Origin of the sequence: Candidatus Nitrotoga sp. BS (genome assembly GCF_927797785.1) — a bacterium.
Lineage (GTDB): Bacteria > Pseudomonadota > Gammaproteobacteria > Burkholderiales > Gallionellaceae > Nitrotoga.
On sequence record NZ_CAKMLL010000085.1, the window covers coordinates 20,912 to 40,661 of the forward strand.

Here is a 19,750-nt window from a genome sequence, read left to right on the forward strand (position 1 = left end):
ATGTTGCATATGCGCCGTGTCGTTGATGAACATCATGGCTCAACACTTGAGCTTTGGAGGCGGAGCAGTAATGCGGTTGACGCAGTGTTGCTTTCTCAGCTGCTTGCTGGGCACCAAGTGCCGAGACAAGGGTATGACCTCATCTCGGCCAGCACCACCATAGCCGCTGTCAAATCTGTGCCTTTTTTACTATGCTAGGCGCTCAGGCTTTATGCTTCGGGAGGAGTTCTGGTTTTCAAGCTGTCGACTGCGTGAACAGGGGCCGCGTCTCCCTCCATCAAATGAGAGATCGCACTGTATACCATCCGCTGACTCTCAAGCATGTTTTTGCCAGCGAACGCAGGCGACGTCACGTTAATGCTAAAGTGCCCGCCACCGCCGCTCACCTCGGCCTGTGAACTAGGAATCTGCCGTTCGATTGCCTCTTGTAGCGCGTCAATGACGGAGCCTTTAAAATCAGTAGTGTGACACGACATGGTTATTTCCTTGAATTAAATATGTGTAAATTATATAGGCGGTATCGAAATGTCGAATGATCAAACACTGTCAACCCGGACTGCAACGGTTGTAGCTGTTTCTGAACGATCATTCACTGATCGACAACTGCATACTGTAAAAATTATAGTAACCAGAGCAAGGCTATCCTTTACGACTCTAACATTCACTTAACAAGTCACGCAAGTGGAAGCCTCATCGAATATGAGTTAATTCGGCATTTGATTTGCTGGATGAGTCATAATTGATCCAGTAATAAATTATTTAACTTAAGCTGCATCCTTATACAGGAGCAAGTTCAAAGTAGCTTGTTACACGCTCGGGTGATTTCTGTAACGTGCGCGTATGGCTGGGAATCGCCTTAAGTATAAGTAGCTGCCCCTTTGTTCGCGCAAGTGCCTTGGTCATCACTGCCTGATTGAGATCGGCATTCAGCATTTCATCTGGATTCAACTCAGGGCTGAAACTCGGCAGATAAAACACTTCAACCTCGTCCTGATGTTTCACGAACCAGGCCTTAACTGGCTTGGCATGGTGGAGTCGCAAGCTATCCAGAACCATGAATATCTTGCGCTTGGCTTCATAATCATGATGTACGCATAGATGCACGTATCGCACCACCATCCTTCCTGGGCTGAGGTCTTCTCGGATCAACCTCTAGACTTCCGCCCAACTTCGTAAGGATCAACATGCCCTAATTTTGCCAGCAATTTAGTTTCCAGCGCTTCCATTATGGCGGCATCTGGCTCATTTTCGTGGTCATATCCTTGCAAATGCAGGACTGCATGGACGGCGAGATGAGCGTAGTGAGCGCACGAATCCTTGCGTTGCTCGCGCGCCTCCTTTTCCACCACTGGCGCGCAGATCACGATATCGCCATACAGAAAATCGACAGTATCAGACGGCTGATCGGTATCTGCGTAGGTAAACGTAAGTACGTTAGTAGCGTAATCCTTGCCGCGAAACTGTTTGTTCAGCGCACGCCCTTCTATTTCGTCTACGATACGCAGCACGATTTGCACATCGCGTTGCAATGCAACCTTTATCCAACGACGGAACTGTTGGCGTGTGGGCAGATTCACCCTTTCAACTGCATACTGAACAGATAGAGATAATTTTTGCGCAGTCATAGTCCTCAATTCAAAACCAAGTTATTGAACAACGTGTTGTATGTGCTGCCGATGGAATAATAACGGCTATCCAAACTACTCAGAAGCTGCCTTGCAATAATTGCACTTGGCTTCATTAAGCGCAGCCTCAGTATAAAAATTCGGAAAATGTGTTCTGCAACTCTAGCTAGTATTACCGTGTCACAAACGAATTTTTGGCATACCCAATTGCAATACAGACAACGTCCCAAAGCGCTTGCGAGAGGGACGCTCAAGTACAGGCGTACCGCTGCCTTTCGATGCTCTGCATCGCCCGCCCAGTCTATGGGAAGATATAGATTGGAATTCTACCCTGAACGCTTGCCTGGTGATACGCACGCCATACTGCGGCAGGCTAGAAGACGCGGCGTATTTCACCAGTCATACGAGCACGGCAAACTCTTTGGCCGATAGATCAAAGCGTTTGACTTTTACTTCAGGTGCAATGGGTCCTACCCTGTGCAAAGAGGCAGGTTTGGTTGCGGCCGGCGTTCTTGGCGGCGTAAAGCGCTTTGTCTGCACCCAGAATCATGTCGTCCGCATCCTCCATGCTTGCCTCCCGGCCAGCCACACCGATGCTGACCGAAGTCTGGATATCCATGCCGTCGATGCTGATCTTCAGGGCCTTGACCATCTTGCGCAGACGCTCGGCCGCCAGCAATGCCGACTGGAGATCGGTGTCGTGACACAACAGCAGGAACTCCTCACCGCCCATACGGCAGACGCTGTCGTCCTTTCGGGCAGAGGATTGGATAGCCTTAGCCACTTCCTGCAGCACCTGATCGCCCACGGCGTGGCCATGCCGGTCGTTGATAGACTTGAAGAGGTCTACATCGATCATCATCGCCGCCACAGGCTTGCCGGTGCGCATGGAGGCGCTCCAATTCCTGGACAGTGCCTCCATGCCGGCCCGTCGGTTTGGCAACCCAGTCAACAGATCAGTCATCGCGGTGTGTTCGAGCCGTCGGTTGCTAATGGCTAAATCAGCAGCGAATTGCTTGAGTTGCGCCCGATCGTACTCCCAGGTTTCCAACAGATTCACATAGTGCAGGGCCGCCCGCATGCGGGCATTCAGGGCGCGGATGTTCATCGGTTTGGTCACGTAATCGTCAACTCCTGCCTCGAAGGCCTCGACGATGTTCTCCTCTGTCTCCACGCCCGTCAACATGATCACGTATATAGACTGACCCCAGTCCGTGGCGCGCAGTGTGCGGCAGAATTCCAAGCCGTCCATGACCGGCATGAGCCAGTCGGTAATGATAATCTGGGGGATAACCTCCAACGCCATGGTCAGGGCGTCCTTGCCATTTTCGGCTGTATAAACTTTACAGCCAAGCAGTTTGTGCAGCACGCCTTCCATCATGATGCGTGTTGTAGGTTCGTCTTCTACCAGAAGCACCCGCTTGCAGGCCGTCTTTGGCTCCTCTTGCTCAGGACGGGGAAGCGGAGCGCTGGTCATGACGCTGAACGCGGGAAGCGGGTTCGCCAGCACCTTTAGCAGCTTGCTCCATTCGTGCCATTGCTGCACGACCCGGTCGAACAGTTCGCCAAAAGATTCAACATCCAAACCGATTTTGCCGCCCAAGCGCAAAAGCTCGGATATCTTGCTATGGCGTTCAGCCTCGAAAGCCAGGCCGAGATCGGCCATGCGTCTGGCCTGGTAGAACACATGGGTCAATTGGTAAGGCCGGGAACCCTCAGAAAAGTCAGACAGATCGGGGGCTTCGTGATAATAAATCGGTTCCGCCAGTACTTTGGCGATGCCGCAGTCGGCCAAGATGGCAGCGGTAATCTCGCAGTGATCCACGCTCAGACGTTCACGTTCCAGTGCCAGCAATTCTTCCCCGCTAGCCTGCTGTTCCAGTATGGCGGCGTAGTCCACAGGATAGGCAGTGCCCAGTGCCAGTTTGCCGATCTGCGCCAGCAGTCCACAGGCGAATAAATCGTCCGGTGAAGCAATTCGTATCACCCTGCCCAATTCCTGACTGGCCAACGCCATGAACAGGGAATGGGACCAGAATCCCTGATAGTCGAAGCCCTGACAGGTTTCTTCGTGGTACTGGTCCACTAGAGAAAAGCCCATGGCTATTTGACGAACGGCGACCATCCCGAGGCGCATGACCGCATCATTGATGGAGGCTAGTGGCCGACTCGCTTCGGCTGACGAGTTTGCCAGACGCAACAGACGGCTGGAGAGAGCAGGGTCGGTTTGCACCACTTTGGTCACCTCGCTCAGGGTCGCATTCTCGCGCAAGCTTATTTCCATGATGGTCAGCGCTACCCCTTTGGGGCTGGGTAGCTTGCCGCTTATCCGCAATTGTTCGATTCTGTTCATGCTTGCCTGTGCAAGGGTTCTGATTTTGTGCAGGACGGCTCATCCACAGTCCAGCGCCGTTCCAGCAAGGCGGGGATTTCACTGGCGAGCACCGGTTTGCTAATGTAGTAGCCTTGTAGTATTTCACAGTCCATACCACGCAAGATGCGTGCCTGATCGAGAGTCTCGATACCTTCGGCAGTGACTGTGAATCCCAGGTTTTTGGCCAGGGAAATGATGGTCCGAATGATGGCCAGGCTCTCCATGTCTGCTGGCAGGCCGCGCACGAAACTCTGATCCACCTTGATATTATTCAGCGGCAGACTTTTAAGATAACTCAGACAGGAATAACCGGTACCAAAGTCATCCAGCGACAACTGTATGCCAATCTCACGCAAGGCAATGAGGGTTTCCAAGGTAGAGGCGTTGTTTTCCATCAAAGCACCTTCGGTCACCTCCAACTCAAGCCATCGTGGCGCAACTTTCGTGTCGGCCAGGATGTCTTTAATTCGGCTGCCCAGTTGGGGATCCCTAAATTGAATGGGGGACAGATTAACCGCAACACGTAGCGGATGGCCGGCGGCATGCCAGCGGGCCAAGTCGCTGCAAACGGTGCGCAGGACCCACTCACCGATCGGCACAATCAGTCCGTTCTCTTCCGCCATGGGAATGAAATCCATGGGCGAAATAAGTCCCTGTTTCGGGTGATTCCAACGGATCAGTGCCTCCAGGGATTGTATGCGGCCGCTGGCCAAGTCCAGCTGAGGCTGATAGACCAGGAAAAACTCGCCACGCTCAATGGCCGTGCGCAAGTTGCTTTCCAGGTTGAGTCGCCGCATAGCCTCAATGGTGAGGGAAGCGCTGTAGAACTGGGAGTTGTCGCGCCCATGATCCTTGGCATGGTACATGGCGGTATCCGCATGCTTAAGCAGGGTAGCTGCGTCCTGGCCATCATCTGGATAGATGGCGATACCGATGCTGGTAGTCATGACGACCTCTCGCCCCTCCAGGATGAAAGGTCGGCGCAACAACTCGTGAATACGGTGCGACGTGATCATAGCGCCTTCTGAAAACTGCAGATTGGGAATGAGCACTGTGAATTCGTCGCCACCCATTCGCGCCAGTTCGACTTCAGTCTCCACGGAAGCATTTCGCGCCACCATGTCAGCAGGACGTACCCCCTGCAGTAACCGATCGGCCACCCATTGCAACAGCAAGTCGCCAGCGCCATGGCCCAGGGTATCATTGACGTTCTTGAAACCGTCCAGATCCAGAAACAAGATGGCCAATTTGTTGCTTTGGAAGCTGGCACGCTGAATCTCTCGTTCCAGCCGATCGAAAAAGGAAAGTCGGTTGTGAAGACCGGTCAAGGGGTCGAAAAAGGCCAGACGGTGAATCCTGTTCTCGGCCTCTTTCCGCGAGGTGATATCGCGCGACAAGATAATAAAATGGGGCTTTTGTGCGGAAATGCCCTTCTTGATCGAAACAGAAAGCTCGAACCAACATGTGCCTTGGGGTAGTGGCAGTTCAAACTGTTTACCGATAGACCTGCCTTGTTCATACGCCTCCCGCAGTGCCGACAAGCAGGTGGCTGCCGCCTCTGGTGGAAGAACTTCTGTGACCGTTTTACCCAAGAGCTGGGTGGGCGGCACGGCCAACTGGTCGCTATGTGGTGAGTGAAAATCCAGGTAGCGGCCGTCCAAGTCCATTTCGAACAGGAGATCGGGGATGGCATTCAAGATCGCCAGGTTGCGCGCATTGGAGGCGTGCAGATCCTGCAACACTCGATAGGCGCGCAGCAGATATTTCACCCGATGACCGATGAGCCCCCAGCTGATAGGCTTGGCAATAAAGTCCGTGGCGCCCGAAGCAAAGGCTTTCTCGATGGACTCATAGTCATCCATGCCGGTTACCATGATGATGGGCAGCTCGTTGCCCATCTCTTGACGCAACTGGCCGCAGACTTGATAGCCGTTCAGTCCGGGCATTTCCACATCCAGCATGACTAGATCAAAAGATTGGAGGCGAATCTGGCACAGGGCATCCTTGCCATTCTCGGCCAGACAGACTTCGTAGCCGGACTTCTCCAGTGCCGCCCGCATCAGCAGACGGGCGGTGGGATCATCGTCAACGACCAGAATGCGCATAGGTTGATGGCTCATGCGCACTCCACCAGTAAGGCGCGGATCTCATTCACTGCCTGATCGTATTCCCGCCGCGCCACGCCGAAAAGAGCGCTTGCCTCATCCAGCTTACCCTCTCGACCCAATCCCTCCAGTTGCCTGAACAGACCGGACAACGTCTCGGCTCCCACGTTGGCAGAACTGGACTTAAGGGAATGGACGGCGCGGCGCAAGGCCTCGGAATCGCCTGCGGCGATCGCCTGCTCGACCTGACACACCATGTTGCCTGTACTCTCCAGGTAAACCTGCATAATCTGTCGTGCCAGATCAAAGCCGCCTGAGGGATCCAATTCGCGCAGTTGACCCATGAACTTCGTGTTGATGGCAGCAGCCCGGTTTGCTGCAACGGGCGTATCTACCACCGTTACTTCAGATGGGGCAATCCCTGCTTTTGTTTCTGGCTGCAGCCAGCGGACAAGAACCTGTTGCAACTGTTTCTTGGAATAGGGCTTGGACAGGTAGTCGTCCATACCAGCCGCGAGGCACTGGTCGCGATCGCCCTCCATGGTGTTGGCCGTCATGGCGACTATGGGCAGTCGTCTGGCGTTGCCTACTTCACGCTTGCGAATGGCCGCTGTAGCCTGATAGCCGTCCATCACCGGCATCTGACAATCCATCAGAACGATGTCGTAAGACTTTTTCTTTATGATCGCCAACGCCTCTTCACCATTGTTGACGACATCCGCAGTCAGACCCAGGCTGCCCAGCATGGCTTTGGCCACTTCCTGGTTGACCCGATTATCCTCAGCAAGCAGGACAGCACCATGCAGGACAGATTTAGGTGCAACTATTGTCATTGCCGCAGTTTCTCCATCCACCTCTACCGAACTGATATCAGACTGGCCTTCCTTTAACGCCCAGCAAATGACCTCGTACAACTCTGACTGACGGATGGGTTTGCTGATGCAGCGCAATATCCCGGCCTGCTTGCGTTCCTGGGAATTGCCGACCATGTAAGTGGAAGTGAGCATAATCAGGCGTGATCTGGCCAGTTCTGGCCTAGCCGTGATGGCGTGCGCCAACTGTAAACCGTCCATCTGCGGCATGTGCATATCCAGAATCACTAGATCGAAAGGCGTGCCGGCTGCTGTGGCCGAGACCATCTTCTCCAAGGCCTGATCGCCGCTTTCTGCACAAGTCACATGCATGTTCCATCCAGTCATCTGGAGCCGCAGGATCTCCAGATTGGTGTGACTGTCGTCCACCGCCAATACGCGCACTCCGTCCAGGCTGGGGCTGAAGGCCGGCATGAGCACCATGTCTTGACTCTTGGGTAGGACGAAGTTGATCCAAAATTTGGAACCCTTCCCCAGCGTGCTTTCCACCCCTATTTTACCGCCCATCAACTCCACCAGACGTTTGCAGATGGCAAGACCGAGCCCGGTGCCACCGAACTGTCGGGTGGTAGATCCGTCGGCCTGGGCAAAATGCTCGAATATCTTTTCGTGGGCCTCTGGCGCAATGCCGATGCCGGAGTCCTCCACGCTCAGATAGATGCGGACATCCTGCTCCATTTCGACATTCGCTTGCGCACGCACGACCACCTCTCCCTTGTTCGTGAATTTCATCGCATTGTTGAGAAGATTGGCCAGTATTTGGCGCAGGCGCAGCGGGTCGCCGCGCACCTTGATGGGTATATTGGGGGGAGACAGCTGGATCGCCAGCTCCAGTTTTTTCTCCTCAGCTTGTTGGATAAACATAGCGACCGTCTCCTCCAACAGATCGCCCAGACTGAACTCCACGGCCTCCAGCTCCATGTGTCCGGACTCGATCTTGGAGAAATCCAGGATGTCGTTGATGATGCCCAGCAAATGCCGGCCGGAATTCAGCACCGACTCGGTGTAACGCCGCTGGGTAGCGTCCAGACGGGTATCGAACAACAGCTCGCTCATGCCCAGCACACCGTTCATTGGGGTGCGAATCTCATGGCTCATGGTGGCCAGGAATTCGCTCTTGGTTCGGCTGGCCGCTTTGGCCTGCTCCATCGCCGCGCGCAGCTCGGCAGTGCGTGACTCCACCATTTCTTCCAGATGATCCCGATGTTTATTCAGGTTTTCTTCACGGCTCTGAATATTGCTCAACATGTCGTTAAAGCTGTCCACCAGAATACCTATCTCGTCATTGCTGGTCTTTATAATGCGCGACTCGAAATCTTTGGTATGGGCTACGCGGCGGGCGACTTCGGCCAGCTTCAGGATTGGTTCGCTGATGCGGCGCTGCAGGCGTACTGCCGCCAGTACTGCTACCAGAAATACCAGCAAGCTTATTCCAAAAGTAGTCAAAATATCCTGGCGGATTTGCCTCCACATGTCGGACAAATCTATGACAATGGACAGGGTACCCAGTTTTTCCGTGCTGCCTTGGGCGCCACCATGCAACTCGCTGCCGTCTCGTGCCGATAATTTGTGGTCCACTCTCAGGCGCAAGCCAGTGAACGGCATGCGCTCTGTGAAAGAATGGGGCGTTAGCTTGGTGAACATCTCGGGCGCACTATGTTCTGGATAGGTCGCGAATACTTGTTCATTGGGCAGCACAATCCGGGCGGCGAGGATTTCTCTCCGATTGCCCAGGCTGGACAGACTTACCCCCGCTGCCTTGCTGTCACCGAACACGACAGCCGATTCAGCATTAGCCGCCACAACTTCTGCCATACCATATAATTGATCCATGATGGCAGCCTGCTGCCGCAGAACGCCAGTCGCGAAGAAGATGAGTGAAGACAGAGTCAGAGCCAGCATGGCCATACCCGCCAGCAGCCATATCAGGCGTTGTTTTAGAGAAGTTTGGTTCAAAATATTCTTCATAGCTGCCTCACTTGTCTGGCCAGTTTGAGTAGATTGGATGACATCACAATTTTGTTGCGCCGTGCCGCGCTCAGGTTGATGTCGAAGCGCACCTTGTTGTTCTCGACAATCAGACTGACGATCCCGCCGGCTTCGAGGAAGCGGCTTGAGCCGTTCACCGTCAGTACCGGCGTCCCAACCAGAGGTCTGAGGACTTTCTCGAAGTGCTCCGCCTCGCTCTCGGCCATCACCAGCACGTGACAGCCCATGAGATTGTCGTTGCGGTCGGCGGCGCGCACTCGCAGGCTGAGGTTATTGACGATCTTGCCCTCCATCGCCGTCAGTGTATCGAACAGTGCATCCCGCTTACCCACCATGCACATGGTCAGCTTCCCCGGCGTGTCATTCAGGGAATTGGCGGGCCACTCCACGTACTTGGCGAAGTTGAGTATGAAAGCAGCCTTGATCTCAACCTCGGTGTACTCCGCCCAGACCAAGCCCGTAAAGGCTGTCAGCGTCAAGCCGAGAATTAGGGTTGAGTAGCTTCTAATCAGGCGCACCTTGATCTCACAAAACATACGCTATTGATATAAAGTCTTCGAGCATCAGAAACTGTAACGCATTTTCAGCCGAATACTTAGGCCGTCTTGCTCCAAGGCGTTCTGCCAATTGGTGTCGGCGCCCGGGTGCGCGTAGCGCTTGTCGAACAGGTTGTAGATAGCCAGCGAAAGGCCCAGTCCCTTGGCCAGAGCCTCGGTACTCAGGTTCAGGTTCGAAATTGCGTAGCCGCCCAGATTACTGCTATCCAAGCTCTGTCGTTTGCTGTCGTAGCGAAACTCATAGCCCGCGCGCAGGCCGGCCCACGGCAAGGGGGCGGACAGGTTCAGCTTGCCCAACACCTTGGGCGAGTTGAGCAGCTTGGCACCGCTGGTGTAGGCCAAGTTCTGCATCGACATACTGCCGCGCAGGCGTGCGCCCGCTTCCCAGGTCTTGTCGGCCGACAGCTCCAGCCCGTGGGCTTTGACTGTCTCGCCCGACTGATATTGCGCCAGGCCACTCGCCGGATCTATGCCCAGCGTGATGAGGTCTCGCATGGTCCACTGGTATACCGAGCTTCGCAGCGTCAGATCGTTGCCCACACGATGATCAGCGACGATTTCCATCGTGTCGATGCTCTCGCCTTTCAGCTCTGGATTGCGGGCCTGCGCCAGGCCATCGTAGAAATCACGTTCGTAGACGTTGGGGGCACGATGTGCTCGACCGGCCAGCATTTTGAATGTGGTGGCCGCCGTGGCCTGCCAGATCAGGGCCGCGCGAGGGCTCGACTTGATCCCGGTGACATCGTTGCGATCAACCCGCAGGCCCACGGTGCCCGTCAGCGTCTCGGCGATGCGCCATTCGTCCTGGACATAAGTGCCGATGCGGTAGCCCGACTTCGTGATACTGACGTTGTTGTTCGGGTTGGCAAGGTCGAGCACTGCCTGGTCTGTATGCGCGTTGTCCTGGGCTTCGACCCCCATCATCAACTTGTGTCCGGCCACCGCTGTGGATATCAGGCGCCACTCGGCACCATACCAGTCACCATTGGCAGGAAAGGAGACTAAGGTGTCGTAGCTGAGGATACTACGGTAGCGGTAATTACCCGTGAACAGCCGTCCAAACACGTGCAGCGTATCGTCGACGAAGGCGTCCTGGTACTGCAGCTGCGCCAAGTTATAGCGGTCGCCCTGATACTGCCCTGCTACAAGCGGGTCCGAGCGAAATCCGCCAGTGGGATCGTCCTTGCTGCGATCGCCATGTACCAGATTGAAAGACCAGGGGCCGCGGGCGATGCTCGCGAAGAACTTCTGGCTGCTCTCTGCATCCATGCCAGCGGCCACGCCGGAAATGCCGGTCGAGCCGAAATCAAAGAAGCGGTCTTCACCGCGCGCGCGCAGGCTAGACACCGACACCAGTACATCGATGCCGTTGTCGAGCACCTTGCCCCAGCTTGCTCGCCCTTCGTTCGCGGCTTGTGAGCCATAGTAGGCCGCGCTCAGCTCTGTACCGCCTACATCGGCACCGGTACGTGTGATGACGTTGACCACGCCGAACATGGCATTTTGGCCATACACCGCGCCGCCTGGACCGGGGATAAATTCGATGCGCTCAATCATATCCATGTCGAGTGGAAACTCCCGTCCTGCGGGACCACCGTCATAAACGGGATCGTTGACGCGGTTGCCGTTGACAGTGATCAGCACACGCGCCGTCAGATCGCCTGGCAGACCTAAGCCACGTGTGCCGAGATAGGTGTACTGACGGTCGTAAGTGATTTGCATACCGGGCAAGCTGGCCATTGCCTCTGCCAGTGTACGCCAGCCGAAGGTCTTGATCTCCTGGCGGGTAATAACGCTGACTGCTGCGGGAACCTTGCTTTGCTTTTGCTCGTATTTGGAAGCACCGACAATGGTGACGTTGAGTAGCTCTTCCAGACTTAATTCGGTCAGATCTTTCTTTGCCCAGGCAGCTTCACCCCAAACGGTGGCCGAAAGCAAGATCAGGATGGAAAGGCGGGAAGAGAAGTGATTAACGGGTGCTTTCATGGCAGCACCTCATCAGCAAGTTTTAACAATTGGCTACTCATAATAAGACCTGCCTTGTTGGCAACGCCCTGGTTGATATTGAAACGTATTCGTCCGATGTGCAGCTTCAGTCCAATTATGCCGCCGGAATTGGTGAAGTCTTCGCTGTCACTCACTGTCAGCACCGGAGCTTTGGCCACCGCACGCAGCAGTGTTTCTACGCGTTGCGATTCATCGGCAGAAATAAACAATACATGGCAGTTGTGCCAGTCATCCGGGCCCACCGACGTGTAAACCTGTATCACGCGCTCCTGTATCACACGACCCTGTAACTTAACAAGATTGCCGGACAAAGGTTCAGAACTCAGACCGCAGACCCGCAACTTGCCATCCTTCATGGTCTTGGCGGGCCACTCCACATATTTAGCGAAGTTGAATAGGAAGCCCGCCTTGATGCTGTCTTCCTTCTGGGTGTCGGCATGGACTACCCCAGACAGTAGCATCAGCAACGCTAGCAAAGCCCTTTGCCAGGCAAAAATTGAGGTTACAGACATAATTTAGAATTTCCAGTCTGCTTTTACATAGAAACCGCGCTGCACCTCGTTGAGGGTGGACTGTATAAATTGATTGCCAAACTCTGGATGGGCGCTATCAAGCAGGTTTTGACCGACCAGGGAAACCTCCAAATCTTTTTCAGGCTGCCAGGCCAAACGCATATCCAAGGTGGTGTAGGCGGGAATAGCGTATCGTTTGATTTCGCTGACATACCGCATCCAGGCGTCCCAGCGCACCTTTCTGGTCAGATCGAGAGAAGAGCGTAGTGAGAATTGGTGAGCCGGCGAGGTGTCGGCATATCCGCTAGGGGTTTGCCCGGGCAAGTCAGCGGTCTGCACCGCCAGGTTCAGCCAGCTGTAGTTTGCCTGCAACCGCCAGTCCGGTTTGGGTCGCCAGTCTAGAGCGGCCTCCAAGCCATGAGCACGGCCACTGTTGGCATTATTTTCCTGGGTCTGGAAAAGTAGATAACCGGCCGGCAGTATCAATGTGGGTGCTGCGTTAGCGGCACCACGCAGTTGGTCATAACGATAAAGAAAAGCGGCCAGATCCACACTGGTGGTTGGGTTGATCTGAAAGCGCCAGCCCAGGTCCAGGGCATCCAGTTTTTCTTCCTGCAACTGGTTGTTCAAGAATTGCACTACGAAGGGCGGTACAAAAGGCGGCACTCCAACCGGATCTGCCTGCACATTGATTGCCGCGCCGCGCTCACTGCGTGAGGGCGTGCGGACTGCCCGCGCCAAGGATAACCAGACGCTATTTTGCTTATCGGGGGTCCACATAAGACGCAGGTTGGGTTGTAACACGGCGCCGATGTAATTGTTGTGTTCCAGACGCGCGCCCATACTCAAACTCCAGAGATCAGGTTGCAGGACGATCTCGTCCTGCAGGAAGATGCTGTACTGGGCGGTGTTACGCTTCCTGTCGCTCACTATGAGCAGGGGAGAGCTGTCAATGCGGTCGCTGATGTGCCGGTAATCCAACCCCCATAACACATCATGGTGATCACCCAAGCCCAGCCGCTGCTTATATTGCAGGTCCAGTGTAAAATGTTGCTCGGTTAAGATGACATGCTTATAGCTCGATTGCTCCAGAGAAACCTGAAAGCTGTTCTGACGAGTTGTACTTGCCTTGTCGTCCCAGCGGGCCAGCAAATGGCTGCCTGACATCTCCTGAGTAGCGCGCACCAGGGTGTTGGCTGGCGGCGCGCTGATCATCGTCAGTTCGTCCCCCGCGCGAGAATTGTAAACACCGCCTTGTAGTTGCAGGCTGCCTGCCTCTTTCAAACTTTCAAGCTTGAAGCCGGCGCTTTGGTTGCGCCAGTCGTCGGCACCTTTTCCACCGGTGACGCTTTGGGAAACGTCGTAGTCATGCGCCTTGGCGTGAATCTGCACGGACGTGTCCGGATCAAGATTCCAGCCGTAACGTGCCAGAGTGTAGCCGCGCAACTCACTGCCCGCAGCAAGGACAACCTTGCCACCTAAATTTTGAGAGGGGGAGCTGGTGATAATGTTGATCACACCGTTCACAGCATTGGCGCCCCAGACTGCGGCACCGGGTCCGCGGATCACTTCAATACGGGCAATATTTTCCAGCGGAATGTCCAGCGCCTCCCACAGCACACCAGAGAATACAGGGTTGTACACGCTGCGCCCGTCCACCAGCACCAAAAGTTTGTTGCTAAAGCGGTCAGCCTGGCCACGGATGGATACCGCCCATTTGTTGTTACCGAGGGCGGAGACCTGCACCCCTGGCGCCAGGCGCAGGGCCTCAGGTATATTAGAGGCGCCGCTACGGCGAATCTCCTCGGCTTGAATGACGAAGGCTGCCGCCGCCGTCTTGTGCAGGGTCTGCTCCTTCTTAGTCACGGAGGTCACCACCACTTGCATCAGCTCTTCCAGACTGAGGTCGAGCGCCGCCAGGTCGCTGTCGGCATGTGCCCAATGCGCAGGGGCTACCGCCAGGACGAGGCTGATTAATATTGGGGGGATGCGTTTTGAAGTCAAATTCAGGTCATTATTCATGGCAATAAAAACTACAATCGATCAAGTCTAATAGCTATTGTCGGCAACCAAGGGCTGTACTTTAATCTCGGCAATATGCCTTACGAGGAAACCTTCTGCAGAGCGTTTGTTTCAGATTTATTTATTTAGATCTACAAAAGCTCTCGCCCGCAGGGTGCCAAAGCCCTTGCAAATGCGCACGGTGTGAAGTGGATAATGACCACCACATGAAGAATTTCCGCGATGCGCAGCAAGCGAAGAGTTGACCCGTTAAAATAATTCACAAGCACTGCACTAAGTCTGCACATTGAGTGTTCATACTTGCAAAACGCTACAATATGTCCCTCATTATTAAATGAACTGCCGCTATGAAACTGATATTGGGTATTGAAAGCTCTTGCGATGAAACCGGTGTCGCCATGTATCACGTTGAGCGTGGATTGCTGGCTCATGCACTACATACACAAGTGGCCATGCACAATGAATATGGCGGCGTGGTGCCGGAACTGGCGTCACGCGATCACATCCATCGCATGCTTCCCTTGATACGCTTGGTGGCAACTGAAGCCAAATGCCGCCTGCAAGATGTGAACGCTATCGCTTATACCCAAGGCCCCGGTTTGTCTGGTGCGCTATTAGTAGGCGCAAGTATCGCTTGCTCGCTGGCGTATTCACTCAATATTCCTGCCATTGGCATCCACCATCTGGAAGGACATTTGTTATCCCCTCTGTTATCCGACTCCGCCCTGAATTTTCCTTTCATCGCACTGTTAGTTTCCGGCGGACATACTCAACTCATGCGCGTGGATGGTGTGGGCAAATACACTTTGTTAGGGGATACATTAGATGATGCCGCTGGTGAAGCTTTCGATAAGAGTGCCAAGCTTATTGGCCTTTGCTACCCAGGCGGCCCCGAACTGGCTAAGCTGGCTAATCAAGGTCGGCCCGGTCGATTCCATTTGCCGCGCCCCATGCAACATAGTGGCAATCTGGATTTCAGCTTCAGCGGACTGAAGACTGCCGTGTTAACTCTAACGCGTAAACACACGCTAGATGAACAAACTCGTGCTGACATCGCCTATGCCGCACAAGAAGCAATCGTGGATGTACTCACCACCAAGTCCGTGGCTGCAGTAAAGCAAACTGGACTTAATCAACTGGTGATCGCCGGCGGAGTAAGTGCAAACCAACAGCTTCGCGCACGACTCAAGGAAGCGGCCAGCAATGGCGGCTTTCGCGTGTTTTATCCTGAGCTTGAATTTTGCACCGACAATGGTGCCATGATCGCCTTTGCCGCCGCGCTTCGCCTGCAAGAACAAGAGACGAAAAGCGACTATCGTTTCAATGTCAAACCGCGCTGGGATTTGCAACAACTCAACTATTCCGAATGATTGCTGCCCTTCTTGAGAATGCGGCTTTCCTTGCCCGCCCAGAAATTCTGAATATTGCTCTTGTGGCGCCAAATCAACAATAATGAAATTCCCGTTAACGTCAGCAGATATTCAGACGGTAAATCCAATATCATGGCATAGATAGGTGCACTCACAGCTGCCACTAATGCCGCCAATGAAGATAGGCGGAACAACATTGCAACCAACACCCAAGTCGCCAATACCGCCAATCCTAACCACACATTAAGCGCTAGCAGCACACCCAATCCAGTAGCCACGCCCTTGCCACCGTTGAAGCGTAGAAAAACAGGAAAAAGATGACCCAGAAATACTGCAAGCGCCACTGCTGCAACCACCATCAAGTTGCCGTCCTGTGGCTCAAAGTGTTGAGCCAACCATACCGCCAGCCAGCCTTTTGCTGCATCACCCAACAATGTTAATATCGCAGCCCATTTATTGCCACTACGCAGCACATTGGTCGCACCCGGGTTATGCGAACCGTAAGTGCGTGGATCAGGTAATGCAAACAATCGGCTCATTATCACCGCGAAAGAAATCGAACCCAGGAAATAAGCGCATACAACAAAAAACAGGTTCATCATTTGAAATACCTTAAAATGTGCTAATGGCAAATTTTTTTAAATTTACAAAGCCAGCAAACGCCAAACCTATCAAACTCACACTGCTTTTTCATGGATATTATTTTTCTACGCGAACTTAAAATCGAAACACTTATCGGTGTATACGAATGGGAGAAGCGCGTTCCGCAAACTCTGCAACTGGATATGGAGATTGCGCTGCCGAATACTCGTGCCTGTCAAAGTGACGATATACACGACGCACTTGATTACTCCGAAATCGTGCGTCACATCCAAAACACACTAAGCAGCCACCACTTCAACCTGCTGGAAGCACTGGCTGAACACATTGCCCAGATTCTGCTTACTGACTTCAACGTACCTTGGGTCAAAGTTAGTGTCGCCAAATTAAACGCTATACGTAATAACCGCATGGTGGGCATCAGCATTGAACGCAGTCAGACCAAACCGAACTGATACAGAAACTTCTCACAACTGATTCATCTAGCTTACCGTCACTCGCCCAAATTTGCGCTTGCCTACCTGAGCCACCACCACTGCACCCGTTTGCAATTGCAGAGCTTTGTCGATGACCTTTTCACCATCCAGCTTGACTGCTCCCTGAGTAATCATACGCAAGGCTTCCGATGTACTTTCCACCAGCCCGGCCTGCTTGAGTAATTGAGCAATACCGATATTCCCTGTACTGGCGGAAACCGTTACTTCCGGCATGTCTTCTGGCAGCACACCTTGCCTGAAACGCGCCTCGAATTCAGCTAAAGCATTCTCAGCTGCGGCTCGACTATGGAAGCGCGTGACTATTTCTTGCGCCAGCAATACTTTGATATCGCGTGGATTACGTTCTTGCGCTACTTCTGCGCGCCATTTGGCAATGGTGCTCATCGACTCAAATGATAGCAACTCCAGATAACTCCACATCAACTTGTCTGAAACAGACATTAACTTGCCAAACATTTCCTGCGGAGATTCAGTGATGCCAATATAATTTCCAAGAGATTTGGACATCTTGTTTACCCCATCCAAGCCCAACAATAATGGCATGGTAAGCACGCACTGCGGAGGCTGGCCGTAATGTTTTTGTAGCTCACGCCCCATGAGCAGGTTGAATTTCTGGTCAGAACCGCCTAACTCTAAGTCAGCTTTGAGCGCCACTGAGTCGTAACCCTGTATCAAGGGATAAATAAATTCATGGATCGCGATTGCCTGGCTGTTCTTGTAGCGTTTGCCGAAATCATCGCGCTCCAGCATACGCGCAACAGTATGGGTAGCTGCGAGCTTAATTAAATCAGCCGCGCTAAATTTATCCATCCAAGTAGCATTAAAAACAATTTCGGTTTTATCCGGATCCAGCACCTTGAATACTTGCTCTCGGTAACTTTCTGCATTTTCTACTACCTGTTCACGAGATAGCGGTGGGCGAGTCGTATTTTTGCCAGTCGGATCGCCTATCATGCCGGTAAAGTCGCCAATCAAAAATAGCGCATGGTGACCGAGATCCTGTAACTGCCGCATTTTATTAAGCAACACAGTATGCCCAAGATGCAAATCCGGTGCGGTGGGATCAAATCCAGCCTTGATGCGCAAAGGGCGTCCCAGTACCAATTTTTGATTTAATTCGGTTTCCAACAGCAACTCGTCGCAACCACGTTTGATCACGCCTATTGATTCTTGTAATGTCATGTTGAGCAGATTCTTTTATGTTCGTTAATCAAGGCAAATAATAATTTACCCATAAAACCAAACAACGCTCGCAAATTTGCGTGCGTTATTGGATATATTTGATCGGAATGTTTTAAGGCTACAGCGCAAGCAGGTTCGGTTGAGTTATCTGCCTCCCGCTCCGTTTAGTGGTTAACCAAGTGACCTGGGGAAAAGTACAACGTGCCGTGGATTGCGCTGCCAATTATCATAACTTATTGAATTAAAAACAAATGTAATTATTTTTCTAAAACACCGATGCACTATACCAAGCCACCACTAAGTGTGGTACTTCGAAATTGAGTCCGCATTATTTTAAAGACTCAATTGAAATTCCATGCTCACTAGACCATGGAACAGGCCACGACCAAACAGTTAATGCGTATTTAGTTCCAGATGTTACATCAAGAGCTTGATGAGGGTGCGTAACCTGTCCCGGCCAAAAAAGTGCATGCCCAACGGGAAGATCTTTGTTGTTGTAATCTTGCCGAGGAAAAGAAAGGCCGCCCCCAGTATAATCATTATTAAGCTTTACAAGCATTGATACAAGAGAGACATCATGATGTAGCCTCATGTTTTTTACATCATTTTCTCCATAACGTACCAAATAAGGAGAAGTAAATCCTAGAATATTCAACAGTGGATAGACATAAAGAAGCGAAGGAAGACATTTGTCCATAATTTGTTTGCAAATATCGATTGAAAACACTCTGCTTAAATTATGAAGGTTAAGTTCAGAAGCGGCATATCCATCTGGATTGTGCGCATAAAATAATTCTGGTCTTGAATCTAACTCTTTAATAAGACCCGCACAAAATTCAGGCGTCCAAAAAGGAGTCGAAAATATATCACTAGCGACCTGTGTAAATACTCCGCATTTAGGTGCTATGTAATCTTTGCTATGTAAAATTATCATTTTTATTTAATCCCAAAAAGTCAGAATTCCTGGTTCATCAGTTTTTAAATAATGCACAAACTACATGCATATATTGCTGTCCGTCATGGTAGATCCATAATAATCCCAAGATCAGCATCGTATCTTGATTTACATTGCCGCATCACCTGCATTTAAATTTATATTAAATAAATTCAGGCCAATCTTTTATTACTTTACAAATTAAAGTTATAGCTGCGGAGCCAAACCCTCCTTAAAACGCACAAAACTTTCCGCGTTAAGTAACAAAGCTGTCTCGCAAGAGAGCTTAGGATGGATGACATGCACGCATCTAATAAAACTCTGAAGACCGCAATGAATCATGGCACAAAAACGATAGCACATCCAGAATTGTCAGACGATTTACACCGGGACGGGGGCTCCGTGTCAGGCTAGTTGTCGCCTTAAGGGTGCCTCTAAAAATTCAATTTTCTAGACAAGTCAAGGCGCAAGTAAAAAATTTTAGCGCGGCATATAGTTGATATGTAAGCGATAATTTTTTTCGAGTAACGCAGTATTGTGACGAATTGGGGTAAGCAGGCAAGCCGCAAAGCGGCTGCTCGCAAAATTGGATTTTTAGAGGCTCCCTTAAGATTTACTATGAGGCTTGGAGACAACCATAGGTAAATTATTCAGCCAGCACAACCTACCACGCTTTAGCAAGTGGTAGTTGAGTTGCCATTTTTATGAGGAATACAACCTAAATACAAACTGTTTCATGAGGCCTATCCTGAAGAGGTCTCGATCGTTTTTTGATGTAAAGGTGGTGACTCGGCTGAAGTTAACAAATCCCTTCCATGCAGTATCAATATATCGCTCTACTTGAAACGAAATCAGGCTATGCAATTGATGATCGTCCTTCCCTCGTTTATTAATCGCTACATAAGGCCCCATACCCGCGCTGGCAGCCCAACGCTTACTCAGAGGTTGTACGAACCATCCTTGGACCGCTACACCATTGCGGTGTACTCGAACTTCGTCGTCACCTTCCATAATCCCGGAAATCGAAGCCCCCCAATGGCTCCCATAGTATTTTGTAACTACTCACCCCTATAAATAATCAAGAAAACACTTGACAGGTTTTTA

Annotated in this window: 14 protein-coding genes and 1 pseudogene; 2 read left to right on the top strand and 13 right to left on the bottom strand. The window is 52.1% G+C overall.

Annotation, left to right across the window (positions count from 1 at the left end; genetic code table 11):
• Positions 1-209: 209 nt before the first annotated feature.
• The 10 genes and pseudogenes from MJ769_RS10835 to MJ769_RS10880 form a co-directional block, all read right to left on the bottom strand.
• Positions 210-476, bottom strand: coding sequence for a BolA/IbaG family iron-sulfur metabolism protein (locus MJ769_RS10835; RefSeq protein ID WP_239237140.1), 267 nt, complete (start codon positions 474-476; stop codon positions 210-212).
• A gap of 301 nt (positions 477-777) precedes the next feature.
• Positions 778-1,080, bottom strand: a pseudogene (locus tag MJ769_RS10840) (transposase); the annotation flags it as partial.
• Between the two features lie 65 nt (positions 1,081-1,145).
• Positions 1,146-1,625: an rRNA maturation RNase YbeY gene (ybeY, locus tag MJ769_RS10845; RefSeq protein WP_239237141.1), complete on the bottom strand. Its 480-nt coding sequence runs from the start codon at positions 1,623-1,625 to the stop codon at positions 1,146-1,148.
• Between the two features lie 454 nt (positions 1,626-2,079).
• The gene (locus MJ769_RS10850) at positions 2,080-3,978 is read right to left on the bottom strand and encodes a GGDEF domain-containing response regulator (RefSeq protein ID WP_239237142.1); all 1,899 of its coding nucleotides are present in this window, start codon (positions 3,976-3,978) and stop codon (positions 2,080-2,082) included.
• A complete protein-coding gene (locus MJ769_RS10855) occupies positions 3,975-6,119 on the bottom strand; it encodes a two-component system response regulator (protein ID WP_239237143.1) in 2,145 nt (714 codons plus the stop codon). The genes MJ769_RS10850 and MJ769_RS10855 overlap by 4 nt, the downstream gene beginning before the upstream one ends.
• Entirely contained in the window at positions 6,116-8,944 is a 2,829-nt protein-coding gene (locus MJ769_RS10860; RefSeq protein ID WP_239237144.1) for a response regulator, read from the bottom strand. Before MJ769_RS10860 ends, MJ769_RS10855 begins: the two co-directional genes overlap by 4 nt.
• Positions 8,941-9,501 (bottom strand): YfiR family protein, encoded by a 561-nt coding sequence (locus MJ769_RS10865; RefSeq protein ID WP_239237145.1) that lies wholly within the window; start codon positions 9,499-9,501, stop codon positions 8,941-8,943. The genes MJ769_RS10860 and MJ769_RS10865 overlap by 4 nt, the downstream gene beginning before the upstream one ends.
• A 27-nt stretch (positions 9,502-9,528) precedes the next feature.
• Positions 9,529-11,508, bottom strand: coding sequence for a TonB-dependent receptor plug domain-containing protein (locus MJ769_RS10870; protein WP_239237146.1), 1,980 nt, complete (start codon positions 11,506-11,508; stop codon positions 9,529-9,531).
• Entirely contained in the window at positions 11,505-12,041 is a 537-nt protein-coding gene (locus MJ769_RS10875; RefSeq protein ID WP_239237147.1) for a YfiR family protein, read from the bottom strand. Before MJ769_RS10875 ends, MJ769_RS10870 begins: the two co-directional genes overlap by 4 nt.
• Positions 12,042-12,044: 3 nt before the next feature.
• Positions 12,045-14,063, bottom strand: a complete 2,019-nt coding sequence (locus MJ769_RS10880; RefSeq protein WP_239237148.1) for a TonB-dependent receptor plug domain-containing protein — start codon at positions 14,061-14,063, stop codon at positions 12,045-12,047.
• A 347-nt stretch (positions 14,064-14,410) separates the two neighbouring features.
• Between MJ769_RS10880 and tsaD the strand changes: the two genes are divergently transcribed.
• A complete protein-coding gene (gene tsaD / locus MJ769_RS10885; protein WP_239237149.1) occupies positions 14,411-15,433 on the top strand; it encodes a tRNA (adenosine(37)-N6)-threonylcarbamoyltransferase complex transferase subunit TsaD in 1,023 nt (340 codons plus the stop codon).
• On the opposite strand, the gene plsY is transcribed toward tsaD, so the two are convergent.
• Positions 15,421-16,035, bottom strand: a complete 615-nt coding sequence (plsY, locus tag MJ769_RS10890; RefSeq protein WP_239237150.1) for a glycerol-3-phosphate 1-O-acyltransferase PlsY — start codon at positions 16,033-16,035, stop codon at positions 15,421-15,423. The two genes, tsaD and plsY, sit on opposite strands and share 13 nt — an antisense overlap.
• A 90-nt stretch (positions 16,036-16,125) precedes the next feature.
• Between plsY and folB the strand changes: the two genes are divergently transcribed.
• Positions 16,126-16,488 carry a dihydroneopterin aldolase gene (gene folB, locus MJ769_RS10895; protein ID WP_239237152.1) on the top strand — a complete coding sequence of 121 codons (363 nt, stop codon included), beginning with the start codon at positions 16,126-16,128 and terminating at the stop codon, positions 16,486-16,488.
• 27 nt (positions 16,489-16,515) lie between these two features.
• Here the strand turns inward: folB and tyrS are convergent, their stop codons facing one another.
• Positions 16,516-17,712, bottom strand: a complete 1,197-nt coding sequence (gene tyrS, locus MJ769_RS10900) for a tyrosine--tRNA ligase (RefSeq protein WP_239237154.1) — start codon at positions 17,710-17,712, stop codon at positions 16,516-16,518.
• A 328-nt stretch (positions 17,713-18,040) separates the two neighbouring features.
• Positions 18,041-18,646, bottom strand: a complete 606-nt coding sequence (locus MJ769_RS10905; protein ID WP_239237156.1) for a 2OG-Fe(II) oxygenase — start codon at positions 18,644-18,646, stop codon at positions 18,041-18,043.
• Positions 18,647-19,750 lie beyond the last annotated feature (1,104 nt).

What these genes read in the sequence shown, in the direction of transcription:
- MJ769_RS10835 (WP_239237140.1), bottom strand. Translation starts at nt 476, where the DNA reads ATGTCGTGTCACACTACTGATTTTAAAGGCTCCGTCATTGACGCGCTA.
- ybeY (WP_239237141.1), bottom strand. Translation starts at nt 1,625, where the DNA reads ATGACTGCGCAAAAATTATCTCTATCTGTTCAGTATGCAGTTGAAAGG.
- MJ769_RS10850 (WP_239237142.1), bottom strand. Translation starts at nt 3,978, where the DNA reads ATGAACAGAATCGAACAATTGCGGATAAGCGGCAAGCTACCCAGCCCC.
- MJ769_RS10855 (WP_239237143.1), bottom strand. Translation starts at nt 6,119, where the DNA reads ATGAGCCATCAACCTATGCGCATTCTGGTCGTTGACGATGATCCCACC.
- MJ769_RS10860 (WP_239237144.1), bottom strand. Translation starts at nt 8,944, where the DNA reads ATGAAGAATATTTTGAACCAAACTTCTCTAAAACAACGCCTGATATGG.
- MJ769_RS10865 (WP_239237145.1), bottom strand. Translation starts at nt 9,501, where the DNA reads ATGTTTTGTGAGATCAAGGTGCGCCTGATTAGAAGCTACTCAACCCTA.
- MJ769_RS10870 (WP_239237146.1), bottom strand. Translation starts at nt 11,508, where the DNA reads ATGAAAGCACCCGTTAATCACTTCTCTTCCCGCCTTTCCATCCTGATC.
- MJ769_RS10875 (WP_239237147.1), bottom strand. Translation starts at nt 12,041, where the DNA reads ATGTCTGTAACCTCAATTTTTGCCTGGCAAAGGGCTTTGCTAGCGTTG.
- MJ769_RS10880 (WP_239237148.1), bottom strand. Translation starts at nt 14,063, where the DNA reads ATGAATAATGACCTGAATTTGACTTCAAAACGCATCCCCCCAATATTA.
- tsaD (WP_239237149.1), top strand. Translation starts at nt 14,411, where the DNA reads ATGAAACTGATATTGGGTATTGAAAGCTCTTGCGATGAAACCGGTGTC.
- plsY (WP_239237150.1), bottom strand. Translation starts at nt 16,035, where the DNA reads ATGATGAACCTGTTTTTTGTTGTATGCGCTTATTTCCTGGGTTCGATT.
- folB (WP_239237152.1), top strand. Translation starts at nt 16,126, where the DNA reads ATGGATATTATTTTTCTACGCGAACTTAAAATCGAAACACTTATCGGT.
- tyrS (WP_239237154.1), bottom strand. Translation starts at nt 17,712, where the DNA reads ATGACATTACAAGAATCAATAGGCGTGATCAAACGTGGTTGCGACGAG.
- MJ769_RS10905 (WP_239237156.1), bottom strand. Translation starts at nt 18,646, where the DNA reads ATGATAATTTTACATAGCAAAGATTACATAGCACCTAAATGCGGAGTA.